The organism is Methylobacterium sp. E-065 (assembly GCF_022829605.1).
Taxonomy (GTDB): Bacteria; Pseudomonadota; Alphaproteobacteria; order Rhizobiales; family Beijerinckiaceae; genus Methylobacterium.
This window is the reverse complement of record NZ_JAKSYD010000105.1, coordinates 60,281-77,211: the sequence shown is the minus strand read 5'-3', so window position 1 is coordinate 77,211 and position 16,931 is coordinate 60,281. Positions and strand designations below refer to the sequence as shown.

Below are 16,931 nucleotides of genomic sequence, written 5' to 3'. Positions count from 1 at the left end.
CCGGAGCGGCTGATAGAGATCGCCGCATGCACGCTTCGCGCGCCCTGCGCGGCCCCGGCCGCCCGATTCGAATTACCGGCCCGGCCTCCGCCTGAGGGCCCGCTTCGGCGTGGCCGCGGGGAGGTCCGGGGTCCTCCTGCCGCCTGATCCGATTCCGCCGGCCTGCCGCCGGCCCGACCGCCGATGCGAGATCCGATGACCACCCCCGAGACCGCGCCCGCCCGCGACTATTCCAAGACCCTGTTCCTGCCGCAGACCGAATTCCCGATGCGCGCCGGCCTGCCGGTCCGCGAACCGCTCCTCATCGAGCGCTGGAAGCGGATCGACCTCTACGGGACGCTGCGCGCCCGCGGCCAGGGCCGGCCGAAATTCGTGCTCCATGACGGCCCGCCCTACGCCAACGGCAACATCCACATCGGCACGGCCCTCAACAAGATCCTGAAGGACGTGGTGGTCCGCTCCCAGGCCGCCCTCGGCTTCGACGCCAACTACGTCCCCGGCTGGGACTGCCACGGCCTGCCGATCGAGTGGAAGATCGAGGAGCAGTACCGCGCCAAGGGCCGCAACAAGGACGACGTGCCGGTGATCGAGTTCCGGCAGGAATGCCGGACCTTCGCGGCGCACTGGCTCGACGTGCAGCGGGAAGAGTTCAAGCGGCTCGGCGTCACCGGCGACTGGGACCATCCCTATGCCACCATGGCCTACCCGGCCGAGGCCGTGATCGCCGACGAGCTGATGAAGTTCTCGATGAGCGGCCAGCTCTATCGCGGCTCGAAGCCGGTGATGTGGTCGGTGGTCGAGAAGACCGCGCTCGCCGAGGCTGAGGTCGAGTACGAGGAGCACGTCAGCGACACGATTTTCTGTGCGTTTCCGATCCGCTCCGGCGCACAGGGTGACCTCGGCGCGGCGCGCGTCGTGATCTGGACGACCACCCCCTGGACGATCCCCGGGAACCGCGCCGTCGCCTACTCCAAAAAGATCGCCTACGGCCTGTACCGGGTCACGCAGGCGCCGGCCGACAATTGGGCGGTGCCCGGCCAGAGCTACGTGCTGGCCGACAGCCTGGCCGCCACCGTGTTCAAGGCCGCTCGGGTCGAAGCGTTCGAGCGCGTCGGCGACGTGAGCCCGTCGACACTCGCCGGCCTGACCCTGGACCATCCCCTGGCGAAGCTCGGCTACGGCTTCGCCGTGCCGATGCTCGACGGCGACCACGTCACCGACGAATCCGGCACCGGCTTCGTCCATACGGCGCCGAGCCATGGCCGCGAGGATTTCGAACTCTGGATGGCGAGCGGCCGGCTCCTGCACGAGCGCGGCATCGACACGACCATCCCCTACACGGTGGACGCGGACGGCGTGCTCACCGAGGCGGCCCCGGGCTTCACCGGCACCCGCGTGCTCACCGCCAAGGGCGAGAAGGGCGACGCCAACAAGGCGGTCATCGCCGCGCTGACGGAGGCCGGTGCGCTCGTCGCCCGCGGGGTGCTGCGCCACCAGTACCCGCATTCCTGGCGGTCCAAGAAGCCGGTGATCTTCCGCAATACCCCGCAATGGTTCATCGCCATGGACCGGCCGGTGGATTCGCTCGGCAACCGATCCCTGCGCGAGGTGGCCCTCCAGGGCATCGACGACACCCAGTGGGTGCCGACGCAGGGCAAGAACCGGATCACCGGCATGGTCGGCAACCGCCCCGACTGGGTGGTCTCGCGCCAGCGCGCCTGGGGCGTGCCGATCACCGTGTTCGTCCACCGGGAGACGGCCGAGATCTTGAAGGATGACCGGGTCAATTCCCGCATCCGCGAGGCCTTCGCCAAAGAGGGTGCCGACGCGTGGTTCCGGGACGACGCCGCGCAGCGCTTCCTGGCGCCCGAGCACGACCCGGCCGCCTACGAGAAGGTGACCGACGTCCTCGACGTCTGGTTCGATTCGGGTTCGACCCACGCCTTCGTGCTGGACGATCCGGAGGCTTTTCCGGGCCTCGCCGGGGTCACGCGCGTTCGCGATGGCGGGCTGGACCGAGTGATGTACCTGGAAGGCTCCGACCAGCATCGCGGCTGGTTCCAATCCTCGCTGCTCGAATCCTCGGGCACGCGGGGCCGGGCGCCCTACGACATCGTCCTGACCCACGGCTTCGTGCTCGACGGCAAGGGCCTGAAGATGTCGAAGTCGAAGGGCAACGTCGTCGCGCCGCAGAGCATCATCAAGGATTCGGGCGCCGACATCCTGCGCCTGTGGGTCGCGGCGTCCGACTATACCGACGATCTGCGCATCGGCCCGGAGATCATCAAGACGTTTGCCGAGACCTACCGCAAGCTCAGGAATTCTTTGCGCTGGATGCTCGGTTCGCTCGCCCACCGGGTCGAGGGCGACGACGTCGAGTTCCAAGAAATGCCGGAGCTTGAGCGGTTGATCCTGCACCGGCTGGCCGAGCTCGACGGCGAGATCCGCGAGGCCTACGCGACCTTCGACACCAAGCGGGTGGTGGCGCTGCTCAACGGCTTCATGACCGGCGACCTGTCGTCGTTCTACTTCGACGTGCGCAAGGACGCGCTGTATTGCGATCCGATCTCCTCGGTTCGTCGCCGGGCCGCACTCCAGGTGATCGACGCGGCGTTCCGGCGGGTGACGGTCTGGCTCGCCCCGGTGCTGGCCTTCACGGCCGAGGAGGCTTGGCTCGACCGCTACCCGTCCGAGGACGGCTCGGTGCATCTTCAGACCCTGCCGGAGACTCCGGCGGACTGGCTCGACGCCCCCCTCGCGGAGCGCTGGCACAAGATCCGGCGGGTGCGGCGGGTGGTCACTGGAGCGCTGGAGATCGAGCGCGCGGCCAAGCGGATCGGCGCGAGCCTGGAGGCGGCCCCGACGGTCTACGTGGCGGATCCGGACCTGCTGGCGGCGCTCGAGGGCTGCGACTTCGCCGATACCTGCATCACCTCCGCCATCACCGTGGTGGCGGGCGAGGGCCCGGCCGAGGCCTTCCGGCTCGACGAGGTCCGCGGCGTGGCGGTGGTGCCGAGCCCGGCCGAGGGCCGCAAATGCGCCCGCTCCTGGCGGGTCAGCCCGGATGTGGGCGGCGATCCGGATTTCCCGGACGTAACCCCCCGCGACGCAAAGGCCCTGCGCGAGTGGGACACGGCGCATCCGGAGGCGAGCGCGGCGTGAGGGCGATTGACGCCTCCTTCGCCGCAGCATCCCCCTCTCCCTGCGCGCGGGGAGAGGGGCTTTCCGCCGTCGGCCGTGCGGTTGCCGCATGACCCCCTTCCGCGCCGGCCTTCTGGCCCTCCTCCTCACCCTGATCCTCGACCAAGCCTCCAAGCTCGGCCTGTATTTCGGCACCGACCTCGTGCTCACGCAGCCCTGGCGGTTCGGGCCCTTCGCCGACTTCGTCGTGGTCTGGAACCGAGGGGTGTCCTATGGCCTGTTCCAGCAGGAGGGCGGCCTCGGCCGCTGGATCCTCGTCATCCTGTCGCTCGCCGCGGCGCTCGGCCTCGGGATCTGGATGCGGCGGGCCACGTCGCGGCTGCTCGGCGTTGCCCTGGGCCTCATCGTCGGCGGTGCGCTGGGCAACGCCATCGATCGCGCCGCCTACGGGGCGGTGTTCGATTTCGTCCACCTGCATGCCGGCGGCTGGTCCTGGTACGTGTTCAACGTCGCCGACGCGGCGATCGTGGCCGGCGTCATTGGGTTGATCCTCGACAGCCTGTTCCCGGCCGGGCGGCACCAGCGGGATCCGGCCCCGAGCGATCCGGCCCCACGCCTGTGATGCGCGCAACACATCGGTCCGGTCACATCTCCGCCCTGGCGCGATGTGGCCAAGGCGCCATACGATCGCCGGAAACCGGCCTCAGGCCGGGTCCCGTCGGATCAGGCCGCGTTTCGGCCATCCCCGAGCCGGACTCCCCGGCCGGAACCCGTGAGGCAGCATGACCGGGCATCGCAGGCTTCGACTCCTCCTCCCCGCCGCGTTCGCCCTGGCGCCGCTGCTCTCCGTCGGCGCCCAGGCGCAGGAGCGCGGCGAGTTCATGCGCGATGCGCTGTCGGGCATCGGCCTTCTGGAGAAGCGCCAGGATCCGATCGACTACCACGAGCGCCCGCCGCTGGTGATGCCGCCCAAGCTCGACGGCAAGGCCCTGCCCCAGCCCCGGGCCCGCTCCACCAGCACCGCCTGGCCGAAGGATCCCGAGATCGCCGAGCGCGAGCGCGCCGCCAAGGAGCGCCGCAACCCCAAGGGCGTCCAGGCCCAGGGCCGCTACGACGACAACAACGCCACCCTCTCGGTGGACGAGATGCGCAACGGCCGCCGGGCCGGCGCGAACCTGGCCACCGAGGCCGAGCGCAAGCCCGGCGACAACAACCGCGACGACAGCCTGGTCAGCCCGTTCGACCTGCTCAAGGGCAAGAGCGCCAACGCGGAGCCCTCCGACGTCGAGCCAAACCGGGACGTGCTGACCGATCCGCCCACCGGATACCGGCAATCGCCAAAGAAGCTGGCGCGCCCGCCCTCCAGCGACCCGATCAACAACGCCAGCCGCGAGCGCGAGGAGGCCGACCCCCAGGCTTACCTCCGTCAGCGGGCGCAGCAGTAGCGGAGTCGCTGTGTCGCCGTTGCAACGGCGACTCGACGTGGCAACATGTGATGTTCGTCCCGGTGCGGTTCTTGCCCGCCGGAGACCAGGACGGTTCCGATCCGCACGCGCATCCAGAGATGCGGCGCGCCGGGCGGGGCCGGCAGAAGGAAAGCGGAATGCACCTGTTCAGGACGGCGACGCCCCCCCTCTTCCCGCTGCGTCCGGGCTCGGCCTTCGGCGCCAGCGCCGGCCGGGGCGATGCCGCGCCGTTCGGGCGGTCCGAGGCGGGTGGCCCCGAAGTGACGGCGTTCACCCTCGACAACGGCCTCGACGTGGTGGTGGTGCCCGACCATCGCGCCCCCGTCGCCACCCACATGATCTGGTACCGCAACGGTTCGGCGGATGATCCGCTCGGCCAGTCGGGCATCGCCCACTTCCTTGAGCACCTGATGTTCAAGGGCACCGAGAAGCACCCGGTCGGCGCCTTCTCGAAGGCTGTGTCGGGCCTCGGCGGCCAGGAGAACGCCTTCACCAGCTACGATTACACCGCCTATTTCCAGCGGGTCGCCCGGGACCATCTCGGCACCATGATGGCGTTCGAGGCAGACCGCATGAGCGGCCTCGTCCTCGACGATGCCGTCGTGGCTCCCGAGCGCGACGTGGTGCTGGAGGAGCGCCGGATGCGGGTCGAGACCGACCCCTCCGCCCAGCTCTCCGAGGCGATGGCGGCCGGCCTGTTCGTGCACCATCCCTACGGCACCCCGATCATCGGCTGGATGCACGAGATCGAGGGGCTGAACCGCGAGCACGCGCTGGCCTATTACAAGCGCTTCTACACCCCCGAGAACGCCATCCTGGTGGTCGCCGGCGACGTGACCCCGGACGAGGTCCGCCGGCTGGCCGAGACCACCTATGGCCGCGTGACGCCGCAGGGCACCCGGCCCGAGCGTATTCGGGCCCGGGAGCCGGAGCCGAAGGCGCTGCGCCGCGTCGCGGTCGCCGACCCGAAGGTCGAGCAGCCGACCCTGCAGCGGCTCTACCTGACCCCCTCCTGCATCACCGCCCGCGACGGCGGCTGCCATGACCTCGAACTGCTCGCCGAGGTGCTGGGCGGCGGCTCGACCTCCTATCTCTACCGCAAGTTGGTCATGGAGACCGGCCTCGCGGTGAATGCCGGCGCCTGGTACATGGGCTCGGCGATCGACGACACCCGCTTCTCCGTCTACGCGGTGCCCGCCGAGGGCGTGCCCCTGGAGAAGCTGGAGGAGGCCGTCGACAAGGTGCTGCGCCGCGCCCCTGCCGAGGCTCTGGATCCCGAGGCGATCGAGCGGGCCAAGACCCGGCTCGTGGCCGAGACGGTCTACTCCTCCGACAGCCAGTCCTCGCTCGCCCGCATCTACGGCTCGGCTCTGGCGATCGGCGAGACCATCGAGGAGGTCCGCCGCTGGCCGACCGATATCGAGGCGGTGTCGCAGGACCGCCTGAAGAGCGCCGCCGAGCGCTGGCTGACGCCGGCCCGCTCGGTCACCGGCTACCTGACCAAGGCGCAGGATCCCGACGCCCCCGTGGCGATGGCCGCCGAGTAGTGTTTTCGGGACGCGTCCCGGCGGGTGGTTTTCCAAGCCCCGTCGAGACCGCATCAGCCCGGATGCGCTGAGCTGCTCCGCCGCCCGTGAAGCGATAAAAAAGAGGTTCTCATGAGCTTGACCGAGACCCTGGTCGAGACCGTAACCCCGACCAACTCGCCGACCACGGCGCTGCCGGTGGTGACCGCCCCCGGCATCGAGGCGTGGCACGTCGAATCCCCCGTCGTGCCGCTGATCGCCCTGGCCTTCACCTTCGAGGGCGGCGCCGCCCAGGACCCGGCCGGCAAGTCCGGCTGTGCGCAGATGCTGGCGCGGCTCCTCGACGAGGGCGCCGGCGATCTGACCTCCGACCAGTTCCAGGAGCGGCTGGCCGCCCGGGCGATCGAGCTGTCGTTCCATGCCGGGCCGGACGCGGTCGGCGGTTCGCTGAAGATGCTGGTCAAGCACGCCGACGAGGCGATCGGCCTCCTCGCCCTGGCGCTGGCCAAGCCCCGCCTCGACCCGGACGCGATCGAGCGCGTGCGGGCCCAGATCATCGCCGGCCTGCGCTATCAGCAGAACGATCCGGGGGTGCTGGCCTCCCGCCGCTTCTTCAAGGAGGCGTTTGCCGGCCATCCCTATGCCCGCCCCTCCTCCGGGACGGTCGAGAGCGTCACGGCGATCACCCGCGACGACCTGCTGGCGATGCATGCCCGCATCATCGGGCGCGGCCGGGTGAAGGTCGCGGCGGTCGGCGCGATTGGCGCCCAGCAACTCGCCGACGGTCTGAACCGGTCCTTCGGGGCCCTGCCGGAGGCCGGCGAACTGAAGGCGGTGCCGCGCACCGAAGTGCAGGATCTCGGCCGCCGCATCGTGGTCGATCTCGACGTCCCGCAATCGGTGATCCGGTTCGGCATGGCCGGCGTGCCCTGGCGCGACCCGGACTTCATCCCGGCCTACGTGCTGAACCATATTCTCGGCGGCGGCGCCTTCACGTCGCGCCTGTTCCAAGAGGTGCGCGAGAAGCGCGGGCTGGCCTACTCGGTCGGCACTTCGCTGGTCAGCCACCGCTCGGCCGCGATGACCTGGGGCTACACCGCCACCAAGAACGAGCGCGTCGGCGAAGCACTGTCGGTGATCGGCGACGAGATCGGCCGCCTGATCACGGATGGCCCGGACGACGACGAGTTGCAGAAGGCCAAGGACTACCTCACCGGCTCCTACGCGCTCGGCTTCGACACCTCGACCAAGATCGCGCACCAATTGGTGCAGATCGCCTTCGAGGAACTGGGCATGGATTACATCGCCCGGCGCAACGCCATGGTGTCGGCCGTGACCCAGGCGGATATCCGGCGGGCCGCCGCCCGCACCTTCGCGGATGGCAAGATGCTGGTGGTGGCCGCGGGGCGGCCGGTCGGGCTCTGAGGGCTGGGCCGCTTTTCTCGGGCGGTGATCGGTGCATACTGAAGGCATGACCGACCTCTTGGATCGGGCGATGGAAACCGCCCGCGCGCTGTCGCCCGAGATGCAGGATGAGATTGCTCGCCTTGTGCTGGCCTATGCGGGCCGGGACGAGGCGGTGATCGAACTTACGGCTGATGAAGTCGCCGATCTCGTCGAGGCGCAGGCCGAGAGGATGCGCGGCGACTTCGCGACGGCGGCCGAAGTCGAGGCCGTCCTGTCCAAGTATCGCCTTTGAAGCTGCTTTTTCAGCGGCGCGCCTTGCAGCAGATCGACCGCGCCCTGAGCCACATCGCGACGCAGTCCCCGCAAGGCGCGGCTAACGTTGAAGCCCGGCTGACAGCGCTCATCGCAGTCGTGCGGGATCATCCTTACGTGGGCGCGCGGACGTCGCTGCCCGGCGTGCGGCGTCTCTTCCTCACGCCCTATCCCTACCACATCGACCATTTCGTCCGCGACGATGAGATCGTGGTGCAGCGGTTTCGCCACGCGGCCCGCAAACCGTTGTCGAGCGGATAGGCCATGATGACGGGCGGACAACTCCATTACGCCTTGAGACGCGCTCAGTGAGCGCAGCTTGATACCTGCCGAACAACTCCCTGGATGGCCAGCCCTCGCAACCCGGGCCCCAATCCCCACCTGAGCCGGATCGGCCCCAGACCCCCGGATCCCCATGCAGCTCACCGGCATCCACCACCTCACCGCGGTGACCGCCCGCGCGGCGGACAACGTCGCGTTTTACACGGGCACGCTGGGCCTGCGCCTCGTCAAGAAGACCGTGAACCAGGACGACGTCTCGGCCTACCACCTGTTCTACGCGAACGGGCTGGCGAGCCCCGGGACCGACATCACCTTCTTCGACTGGCCGGCGCCCCGGGAGCGGCGGGGCTCGAACAGCATCTCCCGGACGCATCTGCGCGTGCCCGGCGAAGGCGCGGTGGCGTGGTGGCACGCACGCCTGCGCGAGGCCGGGATCGTGGAGGCCGAGCCTGTCGTGCGCGACGGGCGGCTCACCCTGGATTTCGAGGATCCGGAGGGCCAGCGCCTCGCCCTCGTCGATGACGGCGGGACCGGACCGGAGCATCCCTGGACCGGTTCGCCGGTGCCGGCCGCCTATCAGATCCGCGGCCTCGGCCCGATCCGCCTCGCGGTGCCGGATCTCGGGCGCACCGCCGCCGTGCTCACCGAGGTGCTGGGCATGCGCCGGGATCGGGCGTTCCAGACCGAGGACGGACCGGTCGAGGTCTACGCCATGGGCCCTGGCGGCCCGGCCGCCGAGATCCAGCTCCTGGCCGATCCGTCCGCGCCGGCGCGGCAGGGCGCGGGGGCGGTGCATCACGTCGCCTTCCGCATCCCGGATGCGGAATACGACGCCTGGGCCGACCGGCTTCGGGCTGCCCGGGTGCCGACCAGCGGGCCGGTCGATCGCTACTATTTCCGCAGCCTCTACTTCCGCGAGCCCAACGGCATCCTCTTCGAGATCGCCACCGACGGGCCGGGCTTCACCGCCGACGAGCCGCTGGAGACTCTGGGCGAACGTCTCGCCCTGCCGCCGTTTCTGGAGCCGCGCCGGGCCGAGATCGAGGCGGGCCTGAAGCCGCTACGCCCCGGCACCGTCTCCTGAGCGCCACCCGCCCCGGCAACCCTCCCATGTCCGGGGCGCGGCTGCAGCCATGCGGCGAAGAGGCTAAATATTCGAACGATTCCAGGCCGTTCACTTCTTTGGCGGGTGTGATCCTGGCGCGCCTTGACGGGCGTGCTGCAACTGCGAAAGAAGCAGCACGCGTATGTTTGACATCCGGATCCCGGCGGACCGCCGCATGGATCCGCCCCCGTCCCGTGGGAGGGCGGGGATCTGCCGAACCGAGCATCAGAGGATTCGAGGACTGATCCGTCGATGAGCAAGTTCTACGAGGAGCGCGTCCTATCGGTCCACCACTGGACCGACAACCTGTTCTCGTTCCGCACGACCCGCGATCCGGCGTTCCGCTTCCGCAACGGCGAGTTCACGATGATCGGCCTTGAGGTCGAGGGGCGCCCGCTCCTGCGCGCCTATTCGGTCGTCTCGGCCAATTACGAGGAGGAACTGGAGTTCTTCTCGATCAAGGTTCAGGACGGGCCGCTGACCTCGAAGCTCCAGCATCTCAAGGTCGGCGATCCGATCATCGTCGGCAAGAAGCCCACCGGCACGCTGGTGCTCGACAACCTGCTGCCCGGCCGGCACCTCTACCTGCTCGGCACCGGCACGGGTTTGGCGCCGTTCCTGTCGATCATCAAGGATCCGGAGACCTACGACCGGTTCGAGAAGGTCGTGCTGGTCCATGGCTGTCGTCAGGTGCAGGAACTCGCCTACGGCGAGACCATCACGGAGACGCTGCCGAAGCACGAATTCCTGGGCGAGATGATCTCGAACCAGCTGGTCTACTACCCGACCGTGACCCGCGAGCCGTTCCGCAACCGCGGCCGGATCACCGACCTGATGGTCTCGGGCAAGCTCTTCTCCGACATTGGCCTGCCGGAGATGGCGATCGAGAACGACCGCTTCATGCTCTGCGGCAGCCCCGACATGATCCGCGACACCCGGGAGCTTCTGACCTCCCGCGGTTACGAGGAGGGCAACCACGGCGAGGCGGCCCACTACGTGATCGAGAAGGCCTTCGTCGAGAAGTAGTTCTTTCCGGATTTGGCTTCGGCCCGGGGCGGTTCATCGCGCCGGGCTTTTTTGTGGGGCGCAGCGAACCCGGCGGCGGGGCGCGCGAGCCCGCATCGTCTTATTGCGGCGCCGGCATCCCGTCGGCGAACGGCCCACCTCCGGCGCTGAACAGCTTCCTCAGGAAGCCCGGCGCGATGGCCGAGAGCGGGTTCACGCTCACATCCGGCGAGGCCAGCTTGCCCGAGACGCGGAAATTGACCGCGAACAGCCCCTCGTTGTGGCCGCCGCCCAGCAGCGGCCCGAGCAGGGGCAGTTGCGAGGCGACGTTGTTCAGCCCGTAGAGCGGCACGAAGGTGCCGTCGATCAGGGTGCGCTCGCGGCCCGTGTCGAGCCAGCCCGACAGGGTGAAGCCCATGGCGGCGTTCGAGATCGCCGCGTCGCTGAAATCGACCCGGGTGCCCGTGCGGACGAAATTGGCGCGCATCCGGTCGAAGGTGACGTCCCCGGCTCCCCGGCCCGGGGCGACCCGGCGGCCGCGGGCGGAATCGGTGTCGGCCGTCTCCGGCCCCTGCGCGATGATGCTCGACAAAGCGGGCTCGTTGCGCAGGACGAAGTCGCGGATCTGCACGACCCCCGCCTGCGGGCCGTCATTGAGGCCGATCCCGGCATTGAGCCGCCCGCCATGCATCCGCCGGTAGACATCGACGAAGCGCAGGGTCGCGCCGGCATCGGCGGTATCCACCGCCAGCGTCGGCACGCCGCGCTCGCCCCGGGTGACGGAGGCGGCGAAGGGCGCCGCGCGGAAGCGCCCGGAAATCGTGGCCGCGCGCAGGGTCTTGCCGTGCAGCGACAGCCGCAGGTTGGCGCCGGTCAGCGCCTCGTCGTTGAAGCCCGTGACGATCGGCACCTGGATGTCGGCGTCGATATCCTTCGGGTTCGTGTCCTTGCCGCCCTTGCCGTCCGGCCCGCCCAAAGACTTCAGGAACGGCCGCGCATCCACCACCGCGCCCCGGACCACGACCTTGTAGCCGTTGCCGGACCGGTCGAGCCCGACCCGCAGATCGTCCCCGGGCGAGAGCTTGACGTTCGTCAGCTCCGCCCGCTCCAGGCCGCCCTCGGGGGTAATCGTGACGGTGCCGCGGGCGGAGGCCGGGGCGGCGTCGAAGGCGAAGTCGCGCAGTTCGAGGCCCTGGCTGCCATCCACCAGGGTGAAGGTCAGCCGTCCCGGCTTGCCGACGGACTTCGTGAATCCCGGGAGCAGCCCGTCGATCCCGACCTTGGCGAGATCGGCCTCGACCTTGATCGGCGGCTTGCCGGTTCCGGGCCGGCCGATCGGCACCACCGCACGGACCGGGATCGTGCCGGTGAGCTGCGGCGCGGTCGGCAGGCCCTTCCGGCCCCGCACCGCGTCGTCGAGGGCGAGGTTGATGACCGCCTCGCCCGGCTGTCCCACCTTCGGCTGGCGCATGTCCACCGAGATCGGGGCGCCCGCGACCCGGCCGTCGCCCTTCAGCGCGAAGGCGCCGCGGTCGTACGACAGGGAGAACTTGCCCGCCTCCAGCCGGTCCTTGCCCATCACCTTGTCGACCGAGAGGTCGGCCAGCGTGCCGGTCAGGGTCACCGGCAGGTCGGGCAGATCGGGGATGTGCTTGAGATTGAGGGGGAAATCGACCCGCAGATCGGCGCTGCCCTTGATCGTGGCGGGGTCGAGATCAACGCTCATCAGGCTCTTGAACAGCTTGGCCTGCAGCACGGAGGCCATGCCATCCGCCCCGCCGGAGAGCCGCATGCCGATCTGCGCCACCACCCGGTCCGGGGTGAGCTGGGGGATGACGAAGCTGCCGTCCGAGACCGCGAGGCCGCGGCCGTCCGGTCCGCGGATTTCGGCAGTCACGTTACGCACCGTGGTCGAGCGCCCGGTGATGGTCCCGAAGGCGTTGCCCCTGGTCACGGGGGGCGCGTCGGCGGTGACGTCGAGGGCCGCGTCAGAGACGTGGAAGTCGATATGGACGGAGTCGTCCGGGGCCGGATCGCCCCGGGTCGCGGCGGCCAGCACGGTCCCGGACATCGTTACCCGGATGTCGACCGCCTCGACGCGGCCGCGCCGCAGCTGGTCCACGAGATAGGTCCGGGCCGGGGGTGCGATGTGCTCCGGCCAGAGGCGCAGGCCCGTGCGGACGTCGCCGTCATGGGCGATGATGTGGAGGTTGAGGCCGCCATCGTCGGCCGTGGTGCCGATCGTCCCGGTGATCGTCCCGCTCATCCCCGGGGCGGACAGGTTCAGCCCGTCGATGGCGATGCCGCCGTCCCGGCCGGAGAGCTTCACGTCCAGGGCGTCGATCTTCACCGGCGCGTCCTGCGGCGTCGCCCCGCGCAAGATGGCGTCCCGCCCTGCGAGCGTCGCCGTCCAGTCCGTCGCCGCATCCGCCGGGCTGCCCTTCCAGGCGCCGGTCAGGTGTACGGCGTTGCCGGCCCCGCGATAGTCCAGGCCGCTCAGCGCCATGACGCGGCCGGCCTCGTCCCAGTCTAGATTCGCGTCGAGGCTCTCGACCGTGACGGGGTTGAAGTCCTTCTCCTCGATCAGGAAGGTGCCGTCGCCGGTATGGACCCGGGCGGTCATCGCCTGGATGCGCCCGGCCGCCAGTTTCACGTCGGCCCGGGCCGAGACCTTGAGATCAGTGGTCAGGGGCAGGCCCGACTGGCCCGAGAGCAGCAGCAGATCGGTCACCGGCAGATCGTCGAGGGTGATGATGCCCGAGCGCTCCTGCCCCTCCCCGCCGTCGCGCAGGGAACCGCCGAACCGCCACTCGCCGTGCGGCCCGTCGAGCCGCAATTCGAAAGTGCGCGATCCGTTCGCCGGATCGCGCCCGAACAACCCGTTGACCCGGGCGAAGACCGCACGCTCGCGGCCGTCCTCGTCGATCAGGCGCAGGCGTGCGTCGGTGATCCGAGCCCGGTCGAGGGCGCCCACCACGCCGCTCGGATCGAGCACGATGCCGAAGATCGACGCGATGCCCGCCGAAAGCGGCGAGACGCTGCCGCGCACCGCATCCACGCTCGGCGGCGTGTGCGGCTGGATGTCGACCGGGTGGTTGGCCTCCGAGGCGGCGAACGCGATGGAGCCGTCGCGATGCAGCAGCGCGGTGGTCTGCGTCTCGCGGAACTCGATGGAGCGCGGCTGGAGGTTGAGTCGCAGCAGCCCCCAGAGGTCGAGGCTGACGAGCGCCAGGGGCGCGCGGACCACGAGGTCGCCTTGCGGATTGCGGATGTCGAGCCCGGAGAAGCGCAGGCTCAGCGCATTCTCGCGGTCGAGTTCGAGGCTGCTGCCGCGGATGCCGATGCTCCAGCCGGGGCCGATCCGCTCGGCCACGGCGGCGGCGACGCGACGCGACAGGCCGTCGATCTGCAGCGGCCCGTTCGACAGGCGCAGGGCCACGAGGCCGATCCCGGCGCCGAGGACCAGCACCAGGGCGAGCGCGCTCACGAGGCAGGCGCCTCCCACGCGCCGTGCCCTCCCCCGGGGGTTGCCTGCCGACGTCGTCTCGTCCGCCATCGGGACCCTTGTTCCGGGGACTCTGCCCGCGGAGCCCGCAGGCTTCGCGGCCGGTGGATCGAAGCGCGCCTGCGCTTTACAGCGGCCGCGACTCCGGTTTTGGCTCAGATGTGCGCGGCGCGATTGCATGTTGCCGGGCACGAGATCGGTTGCACATCATCATTCGGCCGAAAGGAAGGCACGATGCCGCTGTCAGAGGGCGATCCGGCCCCGGATTTCGACCTGCCCGCCTCTGCGGGAGGCCGCATTGCGCTGTCTGCGCTCAAGGGTCACAAAGTCGTGCTCTACTTCTACCCGAAGGACGACACGAGCGGCTGCACCCTGGAGGCGCAGGACTTCAACCGCCTGCTGCCGGATCTCGCGGCGGCCGACGCCAAGGTCGTTGGCCTCTCGCCGGACCCGGTGAAGAGCCACGACAAGTTCTGCGGCAAGTACGGCCTCGCCTTTCCGCTCGCCTCCGACGAGGACAAGGGCGTGCTCGAATCCTACGGCGTCTGGGTCGAGAAGAGCATGTACGGGCGCACCTACATGGGCGTCGAGCGCACCACCGTGCTGGTCGACCGTGAAGGCCGGATCGCAAAGGTCTGGCCGAAGGTGAAGGTGCCGGGCCACGCCGAGGCGGTGCTGGAAGCCGCCCGGGCGCTTCCCTGAGGAAAGTTTCGGCAGACCGATATTGGTCTCGACGGATCCTTAACCTTACCCCGTCTTGAATGACGGCTCTCGCGGGGCCGTCCCGATGCATCGTCTGAAGATTTCTTCACCCTCCACCTCGCGCCGGGCCGCGCCGTGGCTCGCCGGGGGGCTCGCGCTCGCGCTGCTCTGGGCGTTGGGCGCGACCTACCTGATCGTCTTCCACGATGAGGTGCTGGCCGGTTTCGTGGCCCGGCAGGCGGCGATGCGCGACGCCTACGAGGCGCAGCTTGCCGACCTGCGCGACCGCCTCGACCGCGGCGGTCGCGACCGGGCCGGCACCGAGGCCGGGCTGGCAGACCGCGTCACGGCGGCGCTGGAGCGGCAGGCCGAGCTGGAGCGGCGTGCAGCCGCCCTGGCCGGCCTGGCGCGGCAGACGCCCCCTGACCCGATCGTCACCGGCGCGCTGCCCCCACGCCCCGGCGCGGGCCTCGCACCAATCGACGATGAGCCGAGCCTGCGCTCCGATGATGGGGCCAGGCCCGCCCGCGCCCTGCCGCGCCGGAGCGCCCTCGAGGTCGAGACCGGGCTGATCCGGCTGGAGGCCCGTCTCGAGGGCCTGCAGGCGGCTCAAGGCGAGCGCCTCGTCGGCCTGGCCGCGCGGGCCGGCGAGGAGGTCCGGCGGCTGCGCGGCCTGATCCGCCGGACCGGCCTCGATCCCGGGCGCTTTGACGCGCCGTCCGCCGGGGTTGGCGGCCCGCTGGTCCCCCTCGACAGCCGCGTCCTGGACGGCGCCGGCTTCGAGGCCGGCCTCGCATTCGCCCGCCGGGCTCTTGCGGAAAGCGAGCACCTGCGCCGGAAAGCCGCCGGGCTGCCGCTCGGTCGGCCGATCCGGGGCGAGGCGATCGTGTCGAGCCCGTTCGGGACCCGTCTCGACCCGTTCACCCGCGGCCTCGCGCTCCACACGGGGCTCGATCTCAAGGCCGAATACGGCGAGCCCGCCCGGGCGACCGCCGCCGGTCGGGTGATCGCCGCCGAGGCCGCGGGCGGCTATGGCAACATGGTGGAGATCGATCACGGGAACGGCCTGACCACCCGGTTCGGCCATCTCGCGCGCATCGCGGTTTGTCCCGGGCAGCACGTCGCCGCGGGCGACATGATCGGTTCCGTCGGTTCGACCGGGCGCTCCACCGGAGCGCACCTGCACTACGAGACCCGCATCGACGGCGTGCCGGTCGACCCGCAGCGCTTCCTGAATGCCGGCGCGACGCGCCTGAGCGCGCAACTCGGCGCCGACTGAGGCCGTCGCGGCGGTACCCGGCCCGTGCTAGTCTCCGAGTCGCGATCGGAGGCCGTCATGGCATTGGCTGTGAAGCGCGACGCACGCATGAGCGTCGCCGAATACAGGCGCTGGGTGGAGCCCCGCCCGGACGAGGAGCGCTGGGAACTGCTCGACGGCGAGCCCGTGCTGATGGCGCCGCCGAGCGCCCGGCACCAGCGCATCGTCACAAACCTTATCAGGCGGCTCGATTCGTCGGCCGAAGCGCGTGGTTGCGGCGCCTATCCGGGCTTGGCGATCCTCAGCGACGCGATGGACGATTACGCGCCCTACCCGGATGTCGTGGTCCAGTGCGGGCCGATGCCGCCCACCGGCTTCGTCGACGATCCCCTCGTGATCGTCGAGGTGCTGTCGCCGGGCACCATGACCAACGACCGCGGGCGCAAGCTCGCCTTCTACGCCACCGTGCCCAGCCTTCAGACCCTGCTGATCGTCTACCAAGACGAGATCCGGATCGAGGTCTGGCGCCGCGATGCCGGCTGGATCATGCGGCCGGTCGGAGCGGACGCGGTCGTAGACCTGCCGGAACTGGGCGGTCCCCTACCGGTGGCCGACATCTACGACCGCGTGACCTTTTGAACTGGCGCTGGTGCGCGCCGGCACCGTGGCGTTGCCGGAGCTTGATGACGCCGTGCTGGTGCCCGACATCTATCATGGGCTCACATCCTGAGCCGCATCCGATCTCAACGGCCGGCTTCCCCGGCCCGGCAGAGCACCAAGGCACCGACTTGCCCCATTTCGAAGACTTCTACGCGGCCAAGCTGCGCGGCTCCCTCGGGGTGACGGACGCGGATTCGGTGCTCGACCTGCGCGGCGCCAACCGCGCGCGCGCCGAGGCCTCGCTTAAGGACATGCTGGAGCGCAGCCGCTTCGCCAAGGGCAAGACCGTGGCGATCCGGCTCGATCCGCCCCCGGAGGGCGGTGGCGAAACCCTGTTCCAGCCGGCGGGTCGTCTGCTCCTGGACGCGAAGCGCCGCGGCCTGATCGAGCGGCTGCAGACCCTGCCGTCGCAGGATGGGCTCGGCTTCTACGTGGCGCTGTCCGGCCGGGCCGAACGGACGCCGATGTAGATCGGCGCCGGGTCCTGCGCTGGCAACGGATCGTGCGCGCGCCGCCGGACGTTGACCGGTCCAGCATCGGACGCCCGACCCACCGCACCCAG

Annotated in this window: 14 protein-coding genes; 13 read left to right on the top strand and 1 reads right to left on the bottom strand. The window is 70.2% G+C overall.

Annotated features, from left to right (window positions below; genetic code table 11):
• Positions 1-195: 195 nt before the first annotated feature.
• The 9 genes from ileS (at position 196) to MKK84_RS11740 (ending at position 10,265) form a co-directional block, all read left to right on the top strand.
• Positions 196-3,162 carry an isoleucine--tRNA ligase gene (ileS, locus tag MKK84_RS11780; protein ID WP_243919927.1) on the top strand — a complete coding sequence of 989 codons (2,967 nt, stop codon included), beginning with the start codon at positions 196-198 and terminating at the stop codon, positions 3,160-3,162.
• Positions 3,163-3,250: 88 nt separating this feature from the next.
• Positions 3,251-3,763, top strand: a complete 513-nt coding sequence (gene lspA, locus MKK84_RS11775; RefSeq protein WP_243919925.1) for a signal peptidase II — start codon at positions 3,251-3,253, stop codon at positions 3,761-3,763.
• 160 nt (positions 3,764-3,923) lie between these two features.
• Positions 3,924-4,586 (top strand): hypothetical protein, encoded by a 663-nt coding sequence (locus MKK84_RS11770; protein ID WP_243919922.1) that lies wholly within the window; start codon positions 3,924-3,926, stop codon positions 4,584-4,586.
• Positions 4,587-4,744: 158 nt separating this feature from the next.
• Positions 4,745-6,154, top strand: a complete 1,410-nt coding sequence (locus tag MKK84_RS11765; RefSeq protein ID WP_243919920.1) for a M16 family metallopeptidase — start codon at positions 4,745-4,747, stop codon at positions 6,152-6,154.
• Between the two features lie 111 nt (positions 6,155-6,265).
• Positions 6,266-7,558, top strand: a complete 1,293-nt coding sequence (locus MKK84_RS11760) for a M16 family metallopeptidase (RefSeq protein WP_243919919.1) — start codon at positions 6,266-6,268, stop codon at positions 7,556-7,558.
• A gap of 70 nt (positions 7,559-7,628) precedes the next feature.
• Positions 7,629-7,832, top strand: a complete 204-nt coding sequence (locus tag MKK84_RS11755) for a hypothetical protein (protein WP_409566492.1) — start codon at positions 7,629-7,631, stop codon at positions 7,830-7,832.
• Positions 7,829-8,113: a type II toxin-antitoxin system RelE/ParE family toxin gene (locus tag MKK84_RS11750; RefSeq protein WP_243919911.1), complete on the top strand. Its 285-nt coding sequence runs from the start codon at positions 7,829-7,831 to the stop codon at positions 8,111-8,113. The genes MKK84_RS11755 and MKK84_RS11750 overlap by 4 nt, the downstream gene beginning before the upstream one ends.
• A 154-nt stretch (positions 8,114-8,267) precedes the next feature.
• Positions 8,268-9,218, top strand: coding sequence for a ring-cleaving dioxygenase (locus MKK84_RS11745; protein WP_243919909.1), 951 nt, complete (start codon positions 8,268-8,270; stop codon positions 9,216-9,218).
• A 273-nt stretch (positions 9,219-9,491) separates the two neighbouring features.
• Positions 9,492-10,265, top strand: coding sequence for a ferredoxin--NADP reductase (locus MKK84_RS11740; protein WP_243919907.1), 774 nt, complete (start codon positions 9,492-9,494; stop codon positions 10,263-10,265).
• 100 nt (positions 10,266-10,365) lie between these two features.
• Here the strand turns inward: MKK84_RS11740 and MKK84_RS11735 are convergent, their stop codons facing one another.
• On the bottom strand, positions 10,366-13,800 hold the full coding sequence (locus MKK84_RS11735; protein ID WP_279599488.1) for a DUF3971 domain-containing protein: 3,435 nt from the start codon (positions 13,798-13,800) through the stop codon (positions 10,366-10,368).
• 183 nt (positions 13,801-13,983) lie between these two features.
• On the opposite strand from MKK84_RS11735, the gene MKK84_RS11730 reads away from it, so the two are divergent.
• The 4 genes from MKK84_RS11730 (at position 13,984) to MKK84_RS11715 (ending at position 16,839) form a co-directional block, all read left to right on the top strand.
• Entirely contained in the window at positions 13,984-14,451 is a 468-nt protein-coding gene (locus tag MKK84_RS11730; RefSeq protein ID WP_243919905.1) for a peroxiredoxin, read from the top strand.
• Between the two features lie 85 nt (positions 14,452-14,536).
• Positions 14,537-15,730: a M23 family metallopeptidase gene (locus tag MKK84_RS11725; RefSeq protein ID WP_243919904.1), complete on the top strand. Its 1,194-nt coding sequence runs from the start codon at positions 14,537-14,539 to the stop codon at positions 15,728-15,730.
• Between the two features lie 57 nt (positions 15,731-15,787).
• A complete protein-coding gene (locus MKK84_RS11720) occupies positions 15,788-16,348 on the top strand; it encodes a Uma2 family endonuclease (RefSeq protein ID WP_243919903.1) in 561 nt (186 codons plus the stop codon).
• Between the two features lie 149 nt (positions 16,349-16,497).
• Positions 16,498-16,839, top strand: coding sequence for a hypothetical protein (locus MKK84_RS11715; RefSeq protein ID WP_243919976.1), 342 nt, complete (start codon positions 16,498-16,500; stop codon positions 16,837-16,839).
• Positions 16,840-16,931 lie beyond the last annotated feature (92 nt).

Coding starts and splice junctions, on each gene's coding strand:
- ileS (WP_243919927.1), top strand. CDS start 196: ATGACCACCCCCGAGACCGCGCCCGCCCGCGACTATTCCAAGACCCTG.
- lspA (WP_243919925.1), top strand. CDS start 3,251: ATGACCCCCTTCCGCGCCGGCCTTCTGGCCCTCCTCCTCACCCTGATC.
- MKK84_RS11770 (WP_243919922.1), top strand. CDS start 3,924: ATGACCGGGCATCGCAGGCTTCGACTCCTCCTCCCCGCCGCGTTCGCC.
- MKK84_RS11765 (WP_243919920.1), top strand. CDS start 4,745: ATGCACCTGTTCAGGACGGCGACGCCCCCCCTCTTCCCGCTGCGTCCG.
- MKK84_RS11760 (WP_243919919.1), top strand. CDS start 6,266: ATGAGCTTGACCGAGACCCTGGTCGAGACCGTAACCCCGACCAACTCG.
- MKK84_RS11755 (WP_409566492.1), top strand. CDS start 7,629: ATGGAAACCGCCCGCGCGCTGTCGCCCGAGATGCAGGATGAGATTGCT.
- MKK84_RS11745 (WP_243919909.1), top strand. CDS start 8,268: ATGCAGCTCACCGGCATCCACCACCTCACCGCGGTGACCGCCCGCGCG.
- MKK84_RS11740 (WP_243919907.1), top strand. CDS start 9,492: ATGAGCAAGTTCTACGAGGAGCGCGTCCTATCGGTCCACCACTGGACC.
- MKK84_RS11735 (WP_279599488.1), bottom strand. CDS start 13,800: ATGGCGGACGAGACGACGTCGGCAGGCAACCCCCGGGGGAGGGCACGG.
- MKK84_RS11730 (WP_243919905.1), top strand. CDS start 13,984: ATGCCGCTGTCAGAGGGCGATCCGGCCCCGGATTTCGACCTGCCCGCC.
- MKK84_RS11725 (WP_243919904.1), top strand. CDS start 14,537: ATGCATCGTCTGAAGATTTCTTCACCCTCCACCTCGCGCCGGGCCGCG.
- MKK84_RS11720 (WP_243919903.1), top strand. CDS start 15,788: ATGGCATTGGCTGTGAAGCGCGACGCACGCATGAGCGTCGCCGAATAC.